The organism is Meiothermus sp., assembly GCF_037443965.1.
Lineage (GTDB): Bacteria > Deinococcota > Deinococci > Deinococcales > Thermaceae > Meiothermus.
On record NZ_JBBINI010000010.1, the window covers coordinates 27,098 to 43,444 of the forward strand.

At 60.5% G+C, this 16,347-nt stretch carries 15 protein-coding genes; 9 read left to right on the forward strand and 6 right to left on the reverse strand.

Annotated elements, in window-relative coordinates; genetic code table 11:
• Window position 1 precedes the first annotated feature (1 nt).
• The 5 genes from WKI89_RS07280 to WKI89_RS07300 are packed head-to-tail and all read left to right on the forward strand — an operon-like array spanning window position 2 to window position 4,384.
• Window positions 2-955 carry an AccI family restriction endonuclease gene (locus tag WKI89_RS07280; RefSeq protein ID WP_337868511.1) on the forward strand — a complete coding sequence of 318 codons (954 nt, stop codon included), beginning with the start codon at window positions 2-4 and terminating at the stop codon, window positions 953-955.
• A complete protein-coding gene (locus WKI89_RS07285) occupies window positions 955-2,448 on the forward strand; it encodes an N-6 DNA methylase (RefSeq protein WP_337868590.1) in 1,494 nt (497 codons plus the stop codon). The genes WKI89_RS07280 and WKI89_RS07285 overlap by 1 nt, the downstream gene beginning before the upstream one ends.
• The gene (gene tmk, locus WKI89_RS07290; protein WP_337868512.1) at window positions 2,445-3,062 is read left to right on the forward strand and encodes a dTMP kinase; all 618 of its coding nucleotides are present in this window, start codon (window positions 2,445-2,447) and stop codon (window positions 3,060-3,062) included. Before WKI89_RS07285 ends, tmk begins: the two co-directional genes overlap by 4 nt.
• 45 nt (window positions 3,063-3,107) lie before the next feature.
• On the forward strand, window positions 3,108-3,869 hold the full coding sequence (locus tag WKI89_RS07295) for a glutaminyl-peptide cyclotransferase (protein WP_337868513.1): 762 nt from the start codon (window positions 3,108-3,110) through the stop codon (window positions 3,867-3,869).
• Window positions 3,866-4,384, forward strand: coding sequence for a DUF192 domain-containing protein (locus WKI89_RS07300; protein WP_337868514.1), 519 nt, complete (start codon window positions 3,866-3,868; stop codon window positions 4,382-4,384). Before WKI89_RS07295 ends, WKI89_RS07300 begins: the two co-directional genes overlap by 4 nt.
• 438 nt (window positions 4,385-4,822) lie before the next feature.
• On the opposite strand, the gene WKI89_RS07305 is transcribed toward WKI89_RS07300, so the two are convergent.
• From WKI89_RS07305 to WKI89_RS07315, 3 genes are all read right to left on the reverse strand, one after another.
• Window positions 4,823-7,105: a glycoside hydrolase family 15 protein gene (locus WKI89_RS07305; RefSeq protein ID WP_337868515.1), complete on the reverse strand. Its 2,283-nt coding sequence runs from the start codon at window positions 7,103-7,105 to the stop codon at window positions 4,823-4,825.
• Between the two features lie 459 nt (window positions 7,106-7,564).
• Window positions 7,565-8,083 (reverse strand): YetF domain-containing protein, encoded by a 519-nt coding sequence (locus WKI89_RS07310; protein WP_337868516.1) that lies wholly within the window; start codon window positions 8,081-8,083, stop codon window positions 7,565-7,567.
• The gene (locus WKI89_RS07315; protein WP_337868517.1) at window positions 8,080-8,706 is read right to left on the reverse strand and encodes a GNAT family N-acetyltransferase; all 627 of its coding nucleotides are present in this window, start codon (window positions 8,704-8,706) and stop codon (window positions 8,080-8,082) included. Before WKI89_RS07315 ends, WKI89_RS07310 begins: the two co-directional genes overlap by 4 nt.
• 10 nt (window positions 8,707-8,716) lie before the next feature.
• Between WKI89_RS07315 and WKI89_RS07320 the strand changes: the two genes are divergently transcribed.
• Window positions 8,717-9,646 (forward strand): PIG-L family deacetylase, encoded by a 930-nt coding sequence (locus WKI89_RS07320; RefSeq protein ID WP_337868518.1) that lies wholly within the window; start codon window positions 8,717-8,719, stop codon window positions 9,644-9,646.
• Window positions 9,647-9,654: 8 nt separating this feature from the next.
• Here the strand turns inward: WKI89_RS07320 and WKI89_RS07325 are convergent, their stop codons facing one another.
• Complete coding sequence (locus tag WKI89_RS07325; protein WP_337868519.1) at window positions 9,655-10,665, reverse strand: tetratricopeptide repeat protein; 1,011 nt, start codon at window positions 10,663-10,665, stop codon at window positions 9,655-9,657.
• 5 nt (window positions 10,666-10,670) lie between these two features.
• On the reverse strand, window positions 10,671-11,918 hold the full coding sequence (locus tag WKI89_RS07330) for a HAMP domain-containing sensor histidine kinase (RefSeq protein ID WP_337868520.1): 1,248 nt from the start codon (window positions 11,916-11,918) through the stop codon (window positions 10,671-10,673).
• Window positions 11,919-12,188: 270 nt separating this feature from the next.
• Here WKI89_RS07330 and WKI89_RS07335 point away from each other — a divergent pair, with 270 nt between their 5' ends.
• Together WKI89_RS07335 and WKI89_RS07340 are read left to right on the forward strand one after the other, a co-directional pair.
• Window positions 12,189-13,421 (forward strand): polysaccharide deacetylase family protein, encoded by a 1,233-nt coding sequence (locus tag WKI89_RS07335; protein ID WP_337868521.1) that lies wholly within the window; start codon window positions 12,189-12,191, stop codon window positions 13,419-13,421.
• A 93-nt stretch (window positions 13,422-13,514) separates the two neighbouring features.
• Window positions 13,515-14,732 carry a DUF5009 domain-containing protein gene (locus WKI89_RS07340; RefSeq protein WP_337868522.1) on the forward strand — a complete coding sequence of 406 codons (1,218 nt, stop codon included), beginning with the start codon at window positions 13,515-13,517 and terminating at the stop codon, window positions 14,730-14,732.
• Window positions 14,733-14,861: 129 nt separating this feature from the next.
• Here WKI89_RS07340 and WKI89_RS07345 read toward each other — a convergent pair whose 3' ends face one another.
• Entirely contained in the window at window positions 14,862-15,224 is a 363-nt protein-coding gene (locus WKI89_RS07345) for a TSUP family transporter (RefSeq protein ID WP_337868523.1), read from the reverse strand.
• Between the two features lie 348 nt (window positions 15,225-15,572).
• Between WKI89_RS07345 and WKI89_RS07350 the strand changes: the two genes are divergently transcribed.
• Entirely contained in the window at window positions 15,573-16,232 is a 660-nt protein-coding gene (locus WKI89_RS07350) for a response regulator transcription factor (protein WP_337868524.1), read from the forward strand.
• Window positions 16,233-16,347: the final 115 nt, after the last annotated feature.

A 16,347-nucleotide genomic window follows, 5' to 3' on the forward strand; every position in this document is an offset into this window, starting at 1 on the left:
AATGCACGCATTTGAACGCATTCTATTGGTTGGAGAAGAAACGCTTGAGTTGGAGTTGCGATTTGCGCCCATTGCTTGGTTGGAGTTTTGGCTTAACCCTCGAAGATTACGAGGCAGCGACTTTTTGATGCGCTGGTCGCAGGGGGTTTGGAGCGAGCAACGCCTTCTGGAAGCTGTGAATCAAAGTTCGTCCTATTTTGCGATTCCCTACGGCCCCAGTGGAGTTGCCCCGACCGGTGATGTTCGGGCTTTTGAGCTTTACTTCGAACGTTTGGAGGCGGCGGGTTTAGGTAAACTCAAGCGGCCTGACTTACTAATATTCCCAAAATCGTTTCAGGAGACTGCGAATAAATTGATAGAAAACCTAGGTGGACTGGCCAATCTACCCTTCCTACCTGAAAATGAAAAGCAAATGCAAGAATTGCTGGCTGGCGCAATAGTAGCTATCGAGTGTGAGAACAGCTTATGGAAAGCTCAGCAAATGCCAGGTTATGGCAGTGTGTTGAAGCCACAAAAACGCTTGAATGGCAAGCTGGGTCTGGCTAAAAGTGCTGTAGTGCCGACAATTATTATCAAAGATGAAGATCGCCGTCCCTTGCTCGACTGGCAGCATCAAAATAGGTTACCCATTCAAATATGGCACGTATTTTTTGATATGTCTTTTGGGATTTCTTTGGATAGAATCGAGGAGTTGATTTCTGATGGAGCTATCCTTCCAAGCGAACAAACCTTTCAAGCGCCAAGCGGAGCTACTACAACAAAACGCATATATAAGGTCTACTATCAATATACCTACCTGGTAGGCAGGGCTGGCACTGAGCCAACACTCCGAGCAGATTATATTGTAGACAAAAATGGTCATATTCTTCCATTTGTGCGTTTTAGTGGAGGGAGTCTGAATATTGAGTCCGGGGCTTTAGAGATATTGGACAAACTTGTTTTGGAGAGAAGTTGATGCAAATTTTGCCAAGAGGCTCAAGACGTGAAGAGTTGCGCCGCAAGGGGCAGTTCTGGACACCTGATTGGGTAGCCCAAGCGATGGTGGCTTATGTTTTACAAAATGAGAGCAATGCGCTTTTTGACCCCGCTGTGGGTAATGGAGCTTTTTTTAGAGCAGCACGAAGACTTGGCTCGAGGGTGCGCTTTTTGGGCTACGAACTCGATGCTGAGGCGCTTGTGGATGCGCGTAACAAAGGGTTGAGTGATTCAGACCTAAGCCAAATACAAAATGCGAATTTCTTTGACCATCCACCCGATCACCTACAATCGGCGATTGTTGCGAACCCACCTTACATTCGCCACCATCGCCTAGAAAGCCAAGTCAAACAGCATCTCAATTCTTGGGCTAGGCAATTGACCGGATATGCTCTAGATGCAAGAGCTGGACTTCATGTTTACTTTTTGCTCCGTTTGCTAACACTTCTCGAGCCCGGTGGTAGGCTGGCAATTATTGTTCCTGCCGATGTGTGTGAGGGTGTTTTTGCCAATGGTTTATGGGCTTGGATAAGCCGTAGGTATCACCTTGAAGCTGTGGTGACTTTTGCGCCAGAGGCAAATCCTTTTGATGGAGTGGACACCAATCCACTAATTTTGCTTTTCCGTAATGTACGGCCTAAAGATTCGTTATTTTGGGCACGTTGTTTTCATAGAGGTGATGGCCTTATGCACTGGATTCAATCTGGCTTCACCCATACTGTGCCAGGTTTAGAGATACATATTCGAAACCTAGACGAGGCTATTCGAACGGGTTTATCTCGTCCCAGTTCGGTAGAAAAAGAGCAGCAGACCACACTTGGTGATCTAGCTAAAGTTATGCGGGGTATTGCAACAGGAGCCAACCATTTTTTCTTGCTGAGCAACGAACAAGTGCAAAACCTAGAGATACCTTGGCAATACGTACGGGCGGCTATCGCTAAAGTGAGGGATGTACCTGGGAATATTCTGGATGAAGATCTTTTTGAAAAGATTCGTCGTTCCGGGCGTCCAGTATGGCTTTTATCGTTAGACGGTAGCCCAATTGAGCAGTTTCCCAAAGCAGTGCGTTCTTATCTAGAGAACGGCGTACAACAAGGATTGCCCTCACGTCCACTTATTTCAACTCGGCGTCCTTGGTATCGGATGGAAACCAGAGCTATTCCCCCTTTACTATTCGCATACCTTGGACGGCGTTCCCAGCGCTTTATTTTGAATACAGCAGGAGTGCTACCCCTCACAGGATTTTTGGCCATTTACCCCAGCTTGTCTGATCGGGATTTTGTTAACAGACTGTGGCAATTACTTAATCATCCTGAAACACTTGAAAACTTGGCCTGGGTGAGCAAATCCTATGGGGGCGGAGCTCTGAAGGCGGAACCTCGAGCTCTAGAACGCCTTCCTTTACCCTCACATCTCTTGAGTGAATTTGGGTTTCACCCACTAAATCGTGTTGAGCAACCTTTCTTGCTATGAAGGGTTTCTTCTTCACCTTTGAAGGCCCCGAGGGGGCTGGCAAGTCCACCCAGGCCCGGCTGCTGGCGGAGTGGCTGCGTGGGCAGGGGCGCGAGGTGGTGCTGACCCGCGAGCCCGGCGGCACGCAACTGGGGCAAGAAATTCGCCACCTGTTGCTGCACCAGGGCCAGATGTGCGCCGAGGCCGAGTACCTGCTCTACTCCGCCGACCGCGCCGAGCATATGCAAACCCTGATCCGGCCAGCCCTGCAGCAAGGCCAGGTGGTGCTGTGCGACCGCTGGCTGGACTCCTCCCTGGCCTACCAGGGCTACGGGCGGGGGCTGGACCTGGGCTGGCTGCGGGCCGTGGCCCAGGGGGCGACGCAGGGTATCCGGCCCCACAAGACTTTTTTGTTCGACTTGCCGCCGGAGGTGGGTCTGGAGCGGTTCGAAGGACGCGACCGCCTCGAGCGTGAGCCGCTCGAGTTTCACCGGCGGGTGCGGCAGGGCTACCTCGAGCTGGCCCAGGCCGAACCCGAACGCTTTGTGGTACTGGATGCAACCCAGCCCCTCGAGGCCCTGCAAGCCCAGTTGCGGGGATATCTGGAAAGCCTGCTCCTGGAGGCCAGGCCTTGACCCCGGTCTCATTCATCTTGGGGGCCTTGCGGTAAGGTAAAGGGCGTGGCTCGAGCGTTCTTTGCCCTTTTGGCCCTGCTGGCCCTGGCCCTGGCCCAGCCCTCGGTGCCGGTCTGGGGCTTCCGCGTCGTCAACACCTACCCCCACGACCCCCAGGCCTTTACCCAGGGGCTCATCTACCACGACGGCTTTTTGTACGAAGGCACCGGGCTTTATGGCCAGTCCAGCCTGCGCAAGGTGGAGCTCAAGACCGGACGGGTGTTGCAAAGCCGGGCTTTGCCGCAGAAATACTTTGGCGAGGGGATTACCCTCTTCCAGAACCGCTTCTATCAGCTCACCTGGCAGAACCAGGAGGGCTTTATCTACGACCGGAACTTCAACCCGGTGGGGCGCTTTACCTACCAGACCGAGGGCTGGGGCCTCACCCACGACGGCCAGCGCCTCATTATGTCGGACGGCTCGGCCCAGTTGTTTTTCCTGAACCCCCGCACCCTCCGGCCCGAGCGCACCCTGGTGGTGCGGGCGGCTGGACAGCCGGTGCAGCGGCTTAACGAGCTCGAGTACATCCAGGGCCGCATCTGGGCCAATGTCTGGCAGACCAGCCGCATCGCCATCATCAACCCCCAGAGCGGCAACGTGGAAGCCTGGCTCGACCTGAGCGGGCTTGCACTCTTGGCCCAGGCCCGGAATCCCAACCCCGACGCGGTGCTCAACGGCATCGCCTACGACAGTCAGAACCGGCGCATCTTCGTCACCGGCAAGCTCTGGCCCTTCTTGTTCGAGATTGAAGTGGTAAGCAACCCATGAACCGCTCTGGACGTCTGCGCGGCTATGGTCTGGGGCTCATTGCCCTGGCGGTGGCGTTGTCCACCACGGGCTATTTCTGGGCCGGACAGATTCTGAACCGTCCGCAAGAGCGGCGCATCCCGCCCATGCCCAGCGCGGTGGTGAGCATTGCGAGCCCCAAGGGAATGGTGGAACTGCCGGTGTACAGGCTCTCCAACCCCAGGGCGCTCGACCTGTTAGCCCGAAAAGCCCACCAGGGCCTTCTGTATAGCTTTTTGGAACCCCGAGACCAGGCTTGGACGGGAATGGGCCTCGAGAAGCCCGTCTCGGTGGCTTTTCTGGATAGCCGTGGCACCATTCTGGCCATTCTGGACATCGAGCCCTGCCCCACGCCCCCCCCAGGCAAAAGCTGCCGCAGCTATGCGCCGGGGGTGGTCTACCGGCAGGTGCTCGAGGTGGGGCAGGGTTGGTTTGCGCTGAACCAGGTGGGGCCCGGTACGGTGGTCAGTGTAAAACCGTCCAAGAGCAGCCAATAATGCAAGCCGCGCTATATCAAGAAACTTTTGGGCGCAGTGATTAGCTCGAAGGATCACGAACCGCCCTTTGGGGTCGTTCATAGACAGAACTGGTATTACCTGAGTTGAGCGAAAATCCTGTCCAAAATGCGGTTTTCTGGATCAGACCGGCTATGCGTTGGTATTAGGTTGTAAAGAGGCTACTGAAGTCGTTGCCTTAGGAAAAGCGGAGCACTAAGTGGTTTGGTAAGTTAAAGATTGATATGCAGTGAAGTTCCCAAAATGAAGCGCTCAAAGCAACTCTCAGATATTAGGGGAGCCCGATCCATCCCAGGAATTAAGTTACCGGAGCACTAAGCCAGAAGCGGCGTGGCGTCAGTGGTTTCATCTGCACAAATGAACCGACCTGCTTTGCGAACTAGGTCGGACTGTCAAAGATAAGCAATCCCGCAGGTGGACTCAGAGAATCACGCGGTAGTCCCGACTTTCCCAGCTTGTATCAAACCGGCGGGTGAACTCGAGGGTAGAGTACTTTTGCAGCAACGCTCGTTCCAAACGCACACCGTAGATGCCAAGACCCAGGGGTAGCGCCTGGCGTTCGTGGGTATCCTGCCAGCCCTCAAACCCCAGATACAGGGTAAAAGGCCGGTTATCCTCGATCAGGAGGTCGCTCGGTGTGGGTAGGCGTTCCAGGGGCGCGTTGCTGCGCCAGTGCCACACTCCAGGCGCAGCAGGCTGGCGGTAGCGTTCAGTTACCACGGGCAAGCACTCGCAGGGTAGCTGGTTGTGCATCGCCAAGAGCAGCTTGGTGAACTCCGCGTGCGCCCACACCAAGGGCATTGCGCTGCCGCTGGGCTGCCCTGGGTAAAGGCCCCTTGATGGAATAGGTTGGGCATCCCAAACCTGTTCTGGTATCAGACCGCCTGGACTGGTAGCCCTAGCCATTGCGCGCAGATAGGGCAAGGGGTCTTCTCCGGCCAGTACAGCATAATGTCCCCGTTCACCCGCCAGCAGCGGCCAGGCCCGCCCAACTCCCCAGCCGTTGAAGGGAGTACCGTCGGGGTGCTCACCATAACCATCCTCGTTGTAGCGGCGGTAAAAGGAGCCGCTAGGGGTTTCCACCCGGAGCAGTGCATCCACCAGCTTGAGGGTGTCGCGAATGCGGGGATCATCAGCGCGGCGGAGCCCTAGGCGTACTAGGTAGAGGAACTCGAGGCCAAGCAGATTGCGAATGGGCATCTCCTCTCCCTGACGATTCTGCACCACCAAACTGCCACGCGCTGCTACCTGACCCGATGGGGTGATGCGAACATAATGGCCCCGGATGCCATACTGACCATCGAGCTCGGTATTCTCGACATAAGTCCACTCCTCGATGCGGGCATTCCAGTTGTCAGCCAGCGAAAGGGCATAGCTTCGGTCGGGCTCCTCGAGAAACCCCTGTTTAGCCCCCGCAACCAGGGCTGTGACCAGGATTGCCAGGGTGAACGGGCTGGCTCCAGCGTTCTCCTCCCAGCGGTCTTGTGGACTTTGTGGACCATTTTGGGCGATGTAGGCCAGGGCTTTACGCACCATCCGCGTAGCCAGAAGCGCCAGATCGCCTAGATGCTTTTCGGCAGCCAGCTTACAGGCCAGGAGCACGGGGAAAGCCACCTCATCCAACTGTATCCCTCGCCAGTAGGGCGTTCCGTCGGGAAAGAAGTTCTGTGACCAGCCTCCGTCCTGCCGCTGAACCGCAATCAGGTAGGCCAGCATCCGCCGAGCGTCCTCAGTCTGACCTGCTGCCAGCAGGGCCAGCCCAACCTCTACCGCGTCGCGGGGCCAGACCAAGTGGTAGCCGCCAGGATCGTCTTGAGCAAAGCCCCAGGGGGTTGAAAGGCTAGCCACCACCGCGCCGGGGAAGGTTCTGTCCTCGTGCACTTTTAGCACCATGGCCGATACACGACCCTCCCGCTCCAAGAGGGGTTCTGAGGCGGGAATCCGCAGGTTTTTGATCCAGCTTTGCCAGAGGGATAGAAAGCGCTCGCGTATAGAGGTGAATCCCTCGGCCAGACTTGCGGCGGCTAGGGTTCGAGCACCCTGGGGCGTCTCGGCAAACCCCAACGCTATCACTCCTTCTCCACAGGGTAGCTCACCCATCAGGGCCACGTTGCCTCCCTCGGCGTGGCTGAAGGTCCAGGTCATGGCTCCATGACGGTGGAAGTCTTGCCAGCCGTCTGAGGCTCCCACATACCCTGCACTTGACCGGACAAAAGGAACCTGCGAGACAAGGGCCAGCGCGGTCCATTCCTTACGAGCGTATAGAGCATCCTCGCCCACCCATACAGTGTTGTTGTGGCCGGAGCCCCTTAGGTGGGGAGCCAATAAGGGGTAGAGCCGAAAACCCTCCCCCTCGAGCCGGTAGTAAACCAGCACCACATCCCGGTCGGGGTCGCTTAGATATTCCAGTGTTAGGGTATAGCCCTCCCCCTGATGCACCACCTGGGCCAAGGGGATGTCGGGTTGGGGGGTAGTGAGGGAGTACCTTTTAACCCGCTTGACCTCGAACCATGCGCCTTCTCGAGCCACGATAAACCCCAGATCGCGAATTTGCGGCTCCCCGCTGCTAGGCCAGAACACCTCATTGAGGATGCCGTAGCCCAGCGTGAACCAGACACGGCTCGAGCCGAGCGCAGTGCTTACCAGATCTTTTCTACTGCTGGCCCAGGTCGGCGGAATGCCGGGTCTACCAAAAGCTTCCATACGGCTTCTCCCTTCGATACCTAACCCCTGCTCCCGTGCTTGGCCCCCTGGCCTTGGTGTTCCCACTACCGGATACGTCCCAAAATTATCTCCTGCAAACCTCGGTCATCAGTTTATTTTCCGCAAACCGTTGGCCTACATACTTGCCTCTTCATGCCTTGAACTCACGTAGACTTTGGAGCCAGAGTGTGAAAGCAGCGTGAAACCCGTGCATCCGGCAAGATGAAACTATAAGTTGCACCAAGGTAGATTTGCGAGACTATTGAAAACAGCACCCGCGGCTTAGCGCAACTGCCCGCGGGTTTTGCGGGACAGTATTTCGCATTTTAGCTGAGGAGATACCCAGTGCTCTGGCGACGTGATTTCTGGGATGGATTGAGCCCCTCTAACATCCGGGAGTTGCTTTGAGCGCTTCGTTTGGGGGACTTCATGGTATATCCACCTTTACTTACCAAACCACTAGCGGTTGCGGCTGGACTTGACGTGGCGCACCTTGTGTACGATGGGCTCCTGGGAGGGTACCACCGAGATGGTGCCGTCGATCTCCAGCACGGCCGAGGCCACCTGTTCGGTTCGGCTTACCCCGTGCTCGCGCAAAGCGGCCTCGAGTTCCTCGAGCTGAATCCCCTCGCGCCGCAGAGCCTCGTGGAGGATCTGGCCGTTCTGGATCAGCAGGGTGGGGCGGCCTTCGAGGTGCTGGCGCAAGGGGCTGCTGGCTACCGCACGGTTGAGCAGTAGCAGAATGGCCGCGGCCAGCAGGCCGCCGGTCAGGCTGTTGTCGGGGCCGATCATGGCGTTCTGCACCGCGTTGGACAGCAGCAGCAGGGTGAGCAGGTCGAAGGGGGTCATCTGGCCCAGGGTGCGTTTGCCGGCCAGCCGCAACAGCAGCAGCAACCCCACATAGACCACCGCCACCCGCAGGGCGGTGAACAGCAGCGTTACCCCATCGCCCAGGGCTTGCATCAGCGCTTGGTTCATACCAGCTCCTTGACCATTACCACATGCACCGCGTCGCGGCCCAGCCAGGGGCGCCACAGGGGGCTGCGGGCCTCGCGCCAGACCCAAAAACCCATGCCTTCGTAGAGCCGTAGCGCTGCGGTGTTCTCGCGGGTGGTGGAAAGCTGCACGCCGGGTAGGCCCTGCCGGTGCAGGGCCTCGAGGTGGGCGCGTAAGAGCGCCTGGCCCAGCCCCCGGCCCCGCGCCCCGGGCAGCAGGTTGATGTGCAACTGAACCGGGTAGGCGGCGGTGGGGGCATGGGGTAGGGCGTAGCGGAGCAGGCGCCCCAGGTAGGCCAGCGAGGGCCACAACTGCGGGTAATCACCCCGCAGCGCCCGGCTGCAAAGCCAGGGCAGGGCGTGCAGCAAGTAACGGCGGTAGGCGCCGAGGCGAGCACCCAGAATGTAGCCCACCGGCACGCCCCCTAAAAGCGCTACAAAATTGCCACAACCCGCCGGGCCCAGGTAGGGCCGCACCCAGAGGTCGGTGAAAAGGGTGGCATCGGGGAAGAAGCGCCGGGCGCTCTCGCCGAAAAAGCCGGTGGCGTAGGCGATGTGGCCGAGGGCCTCGAGGTCTCCCATGCGGACTTCACGAATCCTTTCCATAATGGTTCACATGCAGCGGTGGGTCAGGAAGCGGTATGCGCTGTTGGTGGCTTTGCTGGTGGCGGCGGTGGTGATCAATGCACCATCCATCACTGCCTGGGGCTACGGCTTCTATTATCGCCTTACCGTGAACCGCCTGCCCCAGATGACCCTGGCGGGCGAGCGGCTGCTGGTGCTTTCCCCCCACCCCGACGATGAGAGCCTGTGCTGTGCCGGGGCCATCCAGCAGGTGCTGAAGCGCGGAGGTGAGGTCTGGGTGCTGTGGTTCACCAGCGGGGACGGCTTCGAGTGGGACGCCGCGTTGATGGAGGATACCCTCAGGCCGCAGGGCCGGGCCTCCCTCGAGCTGGGGCAGCGCCGTATGGGCGAGGCCCGCCTGGCCGCCCGCCGTCTGGGCGTGCCCCAGGATCACCTGATCTTTTTGGGCTACCCCGACCGGGGCCTCTGGGCTCTGTTGGAGCGCTACCCTCAAGGCACGCCCTATCGTTCGCATCTGACCCAGGTTGACCATGTGCCCTACGCCGGTGTGCTCTCGCCCGGCGCCCCCTACACCGGCGAGGCGCTGCGGCGCGACTTCCGGCGGGTGCTCGAGCAGGTGCAGCCCACTTTGGTACTGGCCCCTTCCCCCAGGGATGCCCACGTCGATCACCGCGCTGTGGGGCTGCTGGCCCAGCAGGAGGTCACGGCCGAGCGGCTGCGCTTCTGGATCGTGCACGGTGGGCCGGAGTGGCCCTTGCCCAAGGGCTTGCACCCCCAACTGCCCCTCGAGCCCGCCCCGCGGGGCAAGGGCCTGCCCTGGCAGCGCCTGCCCCTGAGTCCTGAGGAACGTACGGTTAAGCTCGAGGCGCTGCAGGCCCACACCAGCCAGATGCAGTTGCTCGCACACTTCATGCTGGCTTTTGTGCGCCAAAACGAGCTCTTTAGCCCTCGAGGTGAGTAGCCCACCCTTCACTCACCGGCCCAGGTATAGGCGGCCTTGGGGCCGTCGGGGATGAAGCCATAGCGCACATAAAGCTGGTAACCGGCGCGGATTTGCTGGCGGGCGGCCTCGAGCTGCCCCTGCTTGCGGTAGACCAGCCCCAGCACGTACACCGCCAGGGGGTTGCCCGGCTCTAAGCGCACGGCCTGCTGCAAAAAGCCAGCCGAGGCCGCCAGGCCTTGAGGCGTAGAAGGGCCGATGAATCCGTTGGGTGCACGTTCGCCCCGGTAGTAGTAGAACTGCGACTGTAGATAGCGCAGGCCCAGCGGCGCGATCTCGCTCACCGGTGCTTCGTGCCCGTTGCCGACCAGGCGATAGGCCTGAATTTCGTGGTCGGTCGCGAAGCGGGGCTCGAGGAAGCGATAATCGCGTGCGGCAGCGTCCCAGGTGAAGAGGCCCTGGTGCTCGGGGAAGGGCTCGGGCTCCGAGGCATCAACCAACAGGTCGTGGCCGTTGGAAAGGCGCAGCAAAGTGCTCACGTGTCCGAGGTTGCTGACCTGCCCGTGCAGGCTCTTCCAGACCATCACCGCGCCCGCCCTCAGACCGATGCGCTGGAGCATCCCGGCGATGAGCACCGACTGCAACAGGCACTGCCGTTCCCCGTTGCGCGCCGCATAGGCAAACTCGTAACCGCGCTCGAGGCTGAAGCGGGGCATCAGGGCCTTAACCGTGCGATAGGCCCAGATGGCGCTCTGTCGTTCGTAGGCGGTTTTTTGGGAGGGCCGTAGCCGGCTGTAGGCCCGCCGGCGGGCCTCGAGGCTTTGCCGCAGGCCCTGCTTGGCATGGCGAGCATAGGCCCCCTCAAACCAAGCGTAAAAGGACTCCCGCCCCGTAGAAGGGATGAGGCGGTAGGATTCCTCAACGAGGCGGGTAAAAGCCTTGCTGCCGTAGGCATATGCATAGGCAGCCTCCGGTGCGCTGGCGTGCGCCGTGGCCGCGAGGCTTATGAACAGAAGGCCCAACAGGGTTTTATGCCACATCTTGTTCACCCTTTCGTCTGGAGCACGTGCCGGGGCAGCCGCAGGCGTATCTGACTACCTTGGTGCTCTTGTATATCGAGTTGCCCGCCCAGCGCCAGCGCCACCGAGCGTACTACCCGCATGCCCAGTCCCTCGGGAGCGTTCTTGCGGAAGCCAGGGCCGGTGTCGGCCACCTCGAGCCAGGCCCAGTCGCCATCTAGGCCACTCCTCAGCGTTACAGAGCCCTTGAGGGTATACCGCAGGGCGTTGTGCGCCAGGTTGTTGAGGGCCTGCTCGAGCAGGCGGGGATCGGCATGGGTGGGAGCAGGCTGGGCCTCGAGGCCCAGCTCCAGACCCCGTTCCAGGGCCAGCGGTTGGAAGCGGTCGAAGGCTTCGGAAACCAGGTCGGCCAGATCCAGGGGCTGTCCCCGCACCTCGCCGCTCTCGGCCCGCGAGAGGGCCAGCAGGTTCTGGGCCAGGGTTTCCAGCCGCAGGGCTTCGCGGTGTAGGCGGCCAAGCTGCTCGGGGGCTGCCTGTCCTTTAAGCTTGGCGGCCTCGAGGCTGGCCCGGAAGGCCGAAAGCGGCGTGCGCAGCTCGTGCGCCGCGTAGGCCAAAAACTGTTGCTCCCGCTCGCGCTGATCCTTGAGCCGGTCGAGCAGGCTGGCAAAGGAGCGGGCCAGGCTGGCCACCTCGTCCTGGCCGGAGATCTGTGGTACCGGCTCCCCCTGCTCAAAGCGAGCCGCCGCGCGGGTGAGGCGCTCGAGGGGCCGCACCGCCAGCCCGGCGGCTAGATAGGCCAGCCCTGCTGAGAGCAGGGCCAGCAGCAAAGCAACCGGTAGCGCGACCTCCACAAAGCGGTTGAGAGTCTCGCGCAAAAGCTGCAGTGGTTCGCTGAGCTGCACGCTTAAATCCCCCTGGCTCAGGGTGTACACCCTGAGCCCCCGCACCTCGCTGGAGCCTTGCTGCCCCAGCATCCGTGCATCGAAGGGCAGACTGGAAGTGAGGGCACCGCCTTCCCAGACCTTCTGAAGGCCACGGTAAACCTGTACCGACCGGACGCGGTTGTCTTGCGTGAGCACCCCAGCCAGGTTATCGGGCAAGGGGCGGCTGCTGAGGACAGTTTGCATCACTAGGTTGGCTTGAAGCTCGAGCTCCCGATCGAGGTCGGCCAGGCGGCTGCGCTCCAAGATCTGGTAGGTCAGGAGCAGGCCCAGGCCCAGGCCCAGAAGGGTTAGGCTGAAGGTGATTAGCGCCAGACGCAGCCGCAGGTTCATAGGGTTGTAGGGTTCCTCGAGGTTGTGGTGGTTTGCACAATCTCTGGATGGAGACGTGCAGGGGGCTCCTATAGTATTTGCCGAAACCCAACCTAGGTATGCCTGCCCGCACGCCCAAGCCCAACAATAGGCCCCATAGTACCCCTGACCAGAAGGCTAGGTTGGAGGGGTGAATCTGGGATGAAGGGTTGGAATAGGTACATTGGCGCTGCTCGGGAGGAGTCTCAATTGTTTCAGACCCCCTTCATCTGGCTGGTGATGCTAGAAGGTATGAGGCCTTGGGTATGCTTACTGTCACTGGTATTGGGGTTGGTGCTGGCCCAGCCGACCGACAAAGCGCCCTTACCGCCGGTGCGCGCCATTCCGCCCGGCGAGGTGCAGCCGTTGGCACCCGGCCAGCGGCCCGCGCCCGCGCTACCCCAGATCGTGCTCAACCCGCCCATCCAGTTTGTGGAGCGGATCGTCTGGGCCTCCAACGGTTTTGTGGAGGCGGCCGAGGCCCTGGTGTTGATTCCGGAGGCCTCCACCACCCCTAGCTTCATGCTTACCAAGGCCCAGCGGGTGGTGGCCGAGACCTTTGCGGCCCGGCCTTCCCTGAGCTATGTGGATGTCTCGATTTATAGCCGGAGGGAGTACGCGGGCTTTGGAGGCCCCTTGCCCCGTTTTACTGCTTCGGTCTCGAGGGCCAGGCTCAACGAGTTTGTGCGCTTGAACCTGAGCAATTTTTTGCAGTTTGACCACCTCTGGATCCAACCGCAAGATGCCTTTTACGGCCCACCCGCGCCCGTAACCGACGAGCTCGAGCTCACCCCCCAGTTCCAGGGCACCCGGGCCCAGCTCCGCGCCCAGCAGCTCGAGCAGACCGCGGCCAGCCAGCAGGGCGGGGTGGTAGGCAACCGTCTCTTCCACGGCGATCCCAGGCAGCGCGTGGTGGCCCTGACCTTCGACGATGCGCCCCACCCCCTGTTCGCGCCGCTGCTCCTCGACACCCTGCGCCGGGCGGGTGTGCGGGCTACCTTCTTCTGCATTGGCCGCAACGCCGAGGCCTACCCCTACTTCATACGGGATATGGTGCAGCAGGGGCACGAGATCGCCAACCACACCTACCACCATGTCCGCCTCAACGGGCTTGACGAGGCCAGCGTGACCGCCGAGATCGTCCAGGCCAACCGGGTGCTTGAGGCTATCACCGGCAAGCCCATCGTCTACTTTCGCCCACCCGGGGGTCGCTTCTCACCCGCAGTGCTCGAGGTGATGCGGCGGCTAAACATGACGGTGGTCTTCTGGACGGACGACCCTGGCGACTTCGACAACCTCGGGCAGGCTCCCCTCGAGGCCCGGCTGCTGCAACGGCTGCGGCCCGGCGGCATCGTTCTGCTGCACGACAACGTACTCCAGACCATCGTAGTGTTGCCGCGCTTTCTGGCGTTGGCCGAGCGAGGGGGCTACCGGTTGGGCACGGTTAGTGCGCTGTTGCGGGGGCAAATCGGAGGTAGGGGGTAGAGAAAAATCGAAGGCAGAGGAAAGGTTGTAGGGCGTATCGCCTGCGTTCTGGTGAGTGAGAAAAAGCAAGGAGGACGCAAAAGAGGGGTGTTTATGGTAGCCCAACCCAGCACCGCGATGGCGGTGGATTCCAAACGCAAGATGGCGGTAGCCGGGGCCCGGCTGTTGGCTTTGGACGGGCTGCGGGGCTTGACGGTTTTCTTGATGCTTTTGGTCAACAACCTCGCGCTTCAGGATGCCACGCCCGACCAACTCATGCACGCCCCTTTTGGCGGGGTGACGCTGGCCGATCTGGTGTTCCCGTGGTTTTTGTTCTGCATGGGAGCAGCCATTCCGTATGCGGCCTCGAGCTTCGATAAACAAAAGCTTTCGCTGTGGCGCAGGCTGGCTCGCATCTTCAGGCGCACGAGCCTGATTTTTTTGCTGGGCCTCTTCCTGACCAGCGCCCTGGCCCGCACCCCGGTCTTCGCGCTGGGGGTCTTGCAGCTCATCGCGCTGGCCTACTGCCTGGCCGCGCTTTTTTACCTGATCTCCCCCCGGCCCGCCTTCCTGTTGGCAGTCGCAGCGGGGCTCCTGGTGGGCTACTGGGCGGCCATCCGCTTTGTTCCCATTCCCGGCGCGGGGCCGGGCATCTTCGAGGAAGACCGCAACCTGTTGCTACACCTGAACAAGACCTACCTCGAGCCCCTCGGCCTGCGCGGCCTGCTTTCGACCATCCCCACGGCGGCACTGGCCTTGCTGGGGGCGATTGTGGCGCAAATGCTAAAAACAGGGGGAAAGAACCCAAGGGAAGGTGAGCGGCCAACCCCCTCTGCCGAGGCTCCATACCCCCGGTCGCCCGGCTTTTGGCAATTCCTGGTGGCTCACCGTCCACTCCCCCAGCTCCTGCTACTGGGCGGTGCGATGACTCTGCTGGGGTACCTGTGGAGCCTGAATGTGCCGTTCTCCAAAACTTTCTGGACACCGCCTTACATCCTGTTCAGCGCCGGGCTGGCGACGCTGTTGATCGGGGCGTTTTACGTGCTGTTCGACCTCGGCAGGTGGAAGTGGCTGGCCTTCCCGTTCCTGGTGTTTGGCTCGAACGCGCTGCTGGCCTATATCCTGCCGATTTTGTTCAAGGTCTGGGTGTTGCAGGGCTGGACGGTCTCGTTGAACGGAGCGCGAGTCAGCTTGCAGCAGGCCTGGCTCAACTGGCACGTGGCGCAAAGCGGGGTGGTGGTGGGGGGGTGGACGTACACACTGCTCTACATCCTGGCCTGGTGGCTGGTGTTTTGGTGGTTCTACGCTCGCAAAATCTTCTTCAGGGTTTAGAGCGGTTCTCGGAAAGAACCCAGCAATCTTCAGTCAAAAACTGCACCGAACTCGTTTTGGCCGCCAGAACCAGCGGCCAAAATAAAGGCCACCGCGATAAAGCCCCGTGGCCTCAACGCCAGCATCCCTTTAGCGACGGAGCAAAAGCTGGAGCGCGATCAGGATCAGCAGGATGGCAAATCCCCGGCGCAGCACGGCCTCCGGTAAGGTCAGGGCAATACGGGAGCCAAAGTAGGTGCCCACCAGCAATCCCAACGCCAACAGGCCTGCCACCGGCAGGTTGACCGCCCCCACCCGGTAGTAGTTGAGCACGCCCAAAATGCCCACCGGCAGCAGCAGGGCCGCCAGCGAGGTGGCGGTGGCCTGGATCTGACTGAGGCCTAGCAGGAGCACCAAGGCGGGCACCACCACCACCCCACCCCCGATACCAAAAAAGCCGGATAGGATACCCGCCGTCGCGCCAATCAGGAGTGCCAGTAGAAACGTTAGCATAACACCTCGAGGGAGGCAAACAGCCCCTTAGGCTCAGTCTAACGCCATTAGCTCTGTTGGAGGAATATCGGGCCATCCAGACCCTCAAGACCGCAAGCTATCCATGATTTGAGGTTCCTAGAGTGGTTGGTTGACACACCGCTTCATTTCCGCTTCACCCAAGCAAGGCAACATACCCTTGCACAGGCCATTGCCGTGCCCAACCTCCCCTCGGAGCTGCGGCCTCATCCACCGCAGCTCCTTAATCTGGGGCTTGGGCCATGCTTCACACTGGCTTCAGCCGATCCTCGTAGCATTGCAGCCATGAATCTAGTAACCTCACCGCTTGCCTCCGATGTAAGCTTGTATATGCGTTTATTGGTTGTGGAGGATGAACCCAACCTGGGCTTCACCCTGAAGGAAAGCCTGAGCGCGCAGGGCTTCCAGACCACTCTGGCCCGCTCGAGGGCCGAGGCCGAGGTAATGGTTTGGGAGCAGCCCTTTGACCTGCTTTTACTGGACGTGATGCTGCCCGAGGGGCCGGAGGCCGGCTTTGAGCTGGCCCAAGGCTTGCGCGAGTCGGGCTTCCACCAGCCCATCCTTTTCCTTACCGCCCGCGAGGCCCTGCCTGACCGGGTGCGGGGCCTCGAGTGGGGTGACGATTACCTGCCCAAGCCCTTCGCCCTAGCCGAGCTGGTGGCCCGCCTCAAGGCCCTGGGGCGGCGTGGAGAGATCAAGCCGCAGGTTTTGCAAATTTCACCCCAGGTCGAACTGGCCCTGGAGCACCGTCAGGTACGGCGGCTGGGCGAGCTGGTGCGCCTCACCGCGAAAGAATACCAGGTCTTGGAACTGTTGGCCCTCAACAAGGGCCGGGTTTTTACCCGCGAGGAGATCCTCGAGCGCATCTGGGGGCCGGGCTTCGAGGCCGACTCCAACCTGATAGATGTGTACGTCAAGAACCTCCGCAAACGCCTCGGTGAGAACGTCATCGAGACGGTGCGGGGCATGGGGTATCGGCTGGGAGAGTAAGCGGTGTTGGGTGCTTTGGGGCAGGGTTGGTGGGTTGCGCGAGGCAATGGGGCAAACTTTCGTCCGAGGCCGAGACGGGCTGCTGTCCAGCCGCAAAACAAACTTGCGGGCATAG

Excerpts from the sequence above, each read along its gene's own strand:
- WKI89_RS07310 (WP_337868516.1), bottom strand. The coding sequence starts at position 8,083 with ATGAACCAAGCGCTGATGCAAGCCCTGGGCGATGGGGTAACGCTGCTG.
- WKI89_RS07325 (WP_337868519.1), bottom strand. The coding sequence starts at position 10,665 with ATGTGGCATAAAACCCTGTTGGGCCTTCTGTTCATAAGCCTCGCGGCC.
- WKI89_RS07340 (WP_337868522.1), top strand. The coding sequence starts at position 13,515 with ATGGTAGCCCAACCCAGCACCGCGATGGCGGTGGATTCCAAACGCAAG.
- WKI89_RS07345 (WP_337868523.1), bottom strand. The coding sequence starts at position 15,224 with ATGCTAACGTTTCTACTGGCACTCCTGATTGGCGCGACGGCGGGTATC.
- WKI89_RS07280 (WP_337868511.1), top strand. The coding sequence starts at position 2 with ATGCACGCATTTGAACGCATTCTATTGGTTGGAGAAGAAACGCTTGAG.
- WKI89_RS07315 (WP_337868517.1), bottom strand. The coding sequence starts at position 8,706 with ATGGAAAGGATTCGTGAAGTCCGCATGGGAGACCTCGAGGCCCTCGGC.
- WKI89_RS07320 (WP_337868518.1), top strand. The coding sequence starts at position 8,717 with ATGCAGCGGTGGGTCAGGAAGCGGTATGCGCTGTTGGTGGCTTTGCTG.
- WKI89_RS07330 (WP_337868520.1), bottom strand. The coding sequence starts at position 11,918 with ATGAACCTGCGGCTGCGTCTGGCGCTAATCACCTTCAGCCTAACCCTT.
- WKI89_RS07335 (WP_337868521.1), top strand. The coding sequence starts at position 12,189 with ATGAGGCCTTGGGTATGCTTACTGTCACTGGTATTGGGGTTGGTGCTG.
- WKI89_RS07300 (WP_337868514.1), top strand. The coding sequence starts at position 3,866 with ATGAACCGCTCTGGACGTCTGCGCGGCTATGGTCTGGGGCTCATTGCC.
- WKI89_RS07350 (WP_337868524.1), top strand. The coding sequence starts at position 15,573 with ATGCGTTTATTGGTTGTGGAGGATGAACCCAACCTGGGCTTCACCCTG.
- WKI89_RS07285 (WP_337868590.1), top strand. The coding sequence starts at position 955 with ATGCAAATTTTGCCAAGAGGCTCAAGACGTGAAGAGTTGCGCCGCAAG.
- WKI89_RS07305 (WP_337868515.1), bottom strand. The coding sequence starts at position 7,105 with ATGGAAGCTTTTGGTAGACCCGGCATTCCGCCGACCTGGGCCAGCAGT.
- tmk (WP_337868512.1), top strand. The coding sequence starts at position 2,445 with ATGAAGGGTTTCTTCTTCACCTTTGAAGGCCCCGAGGGGGCTGGCAAG.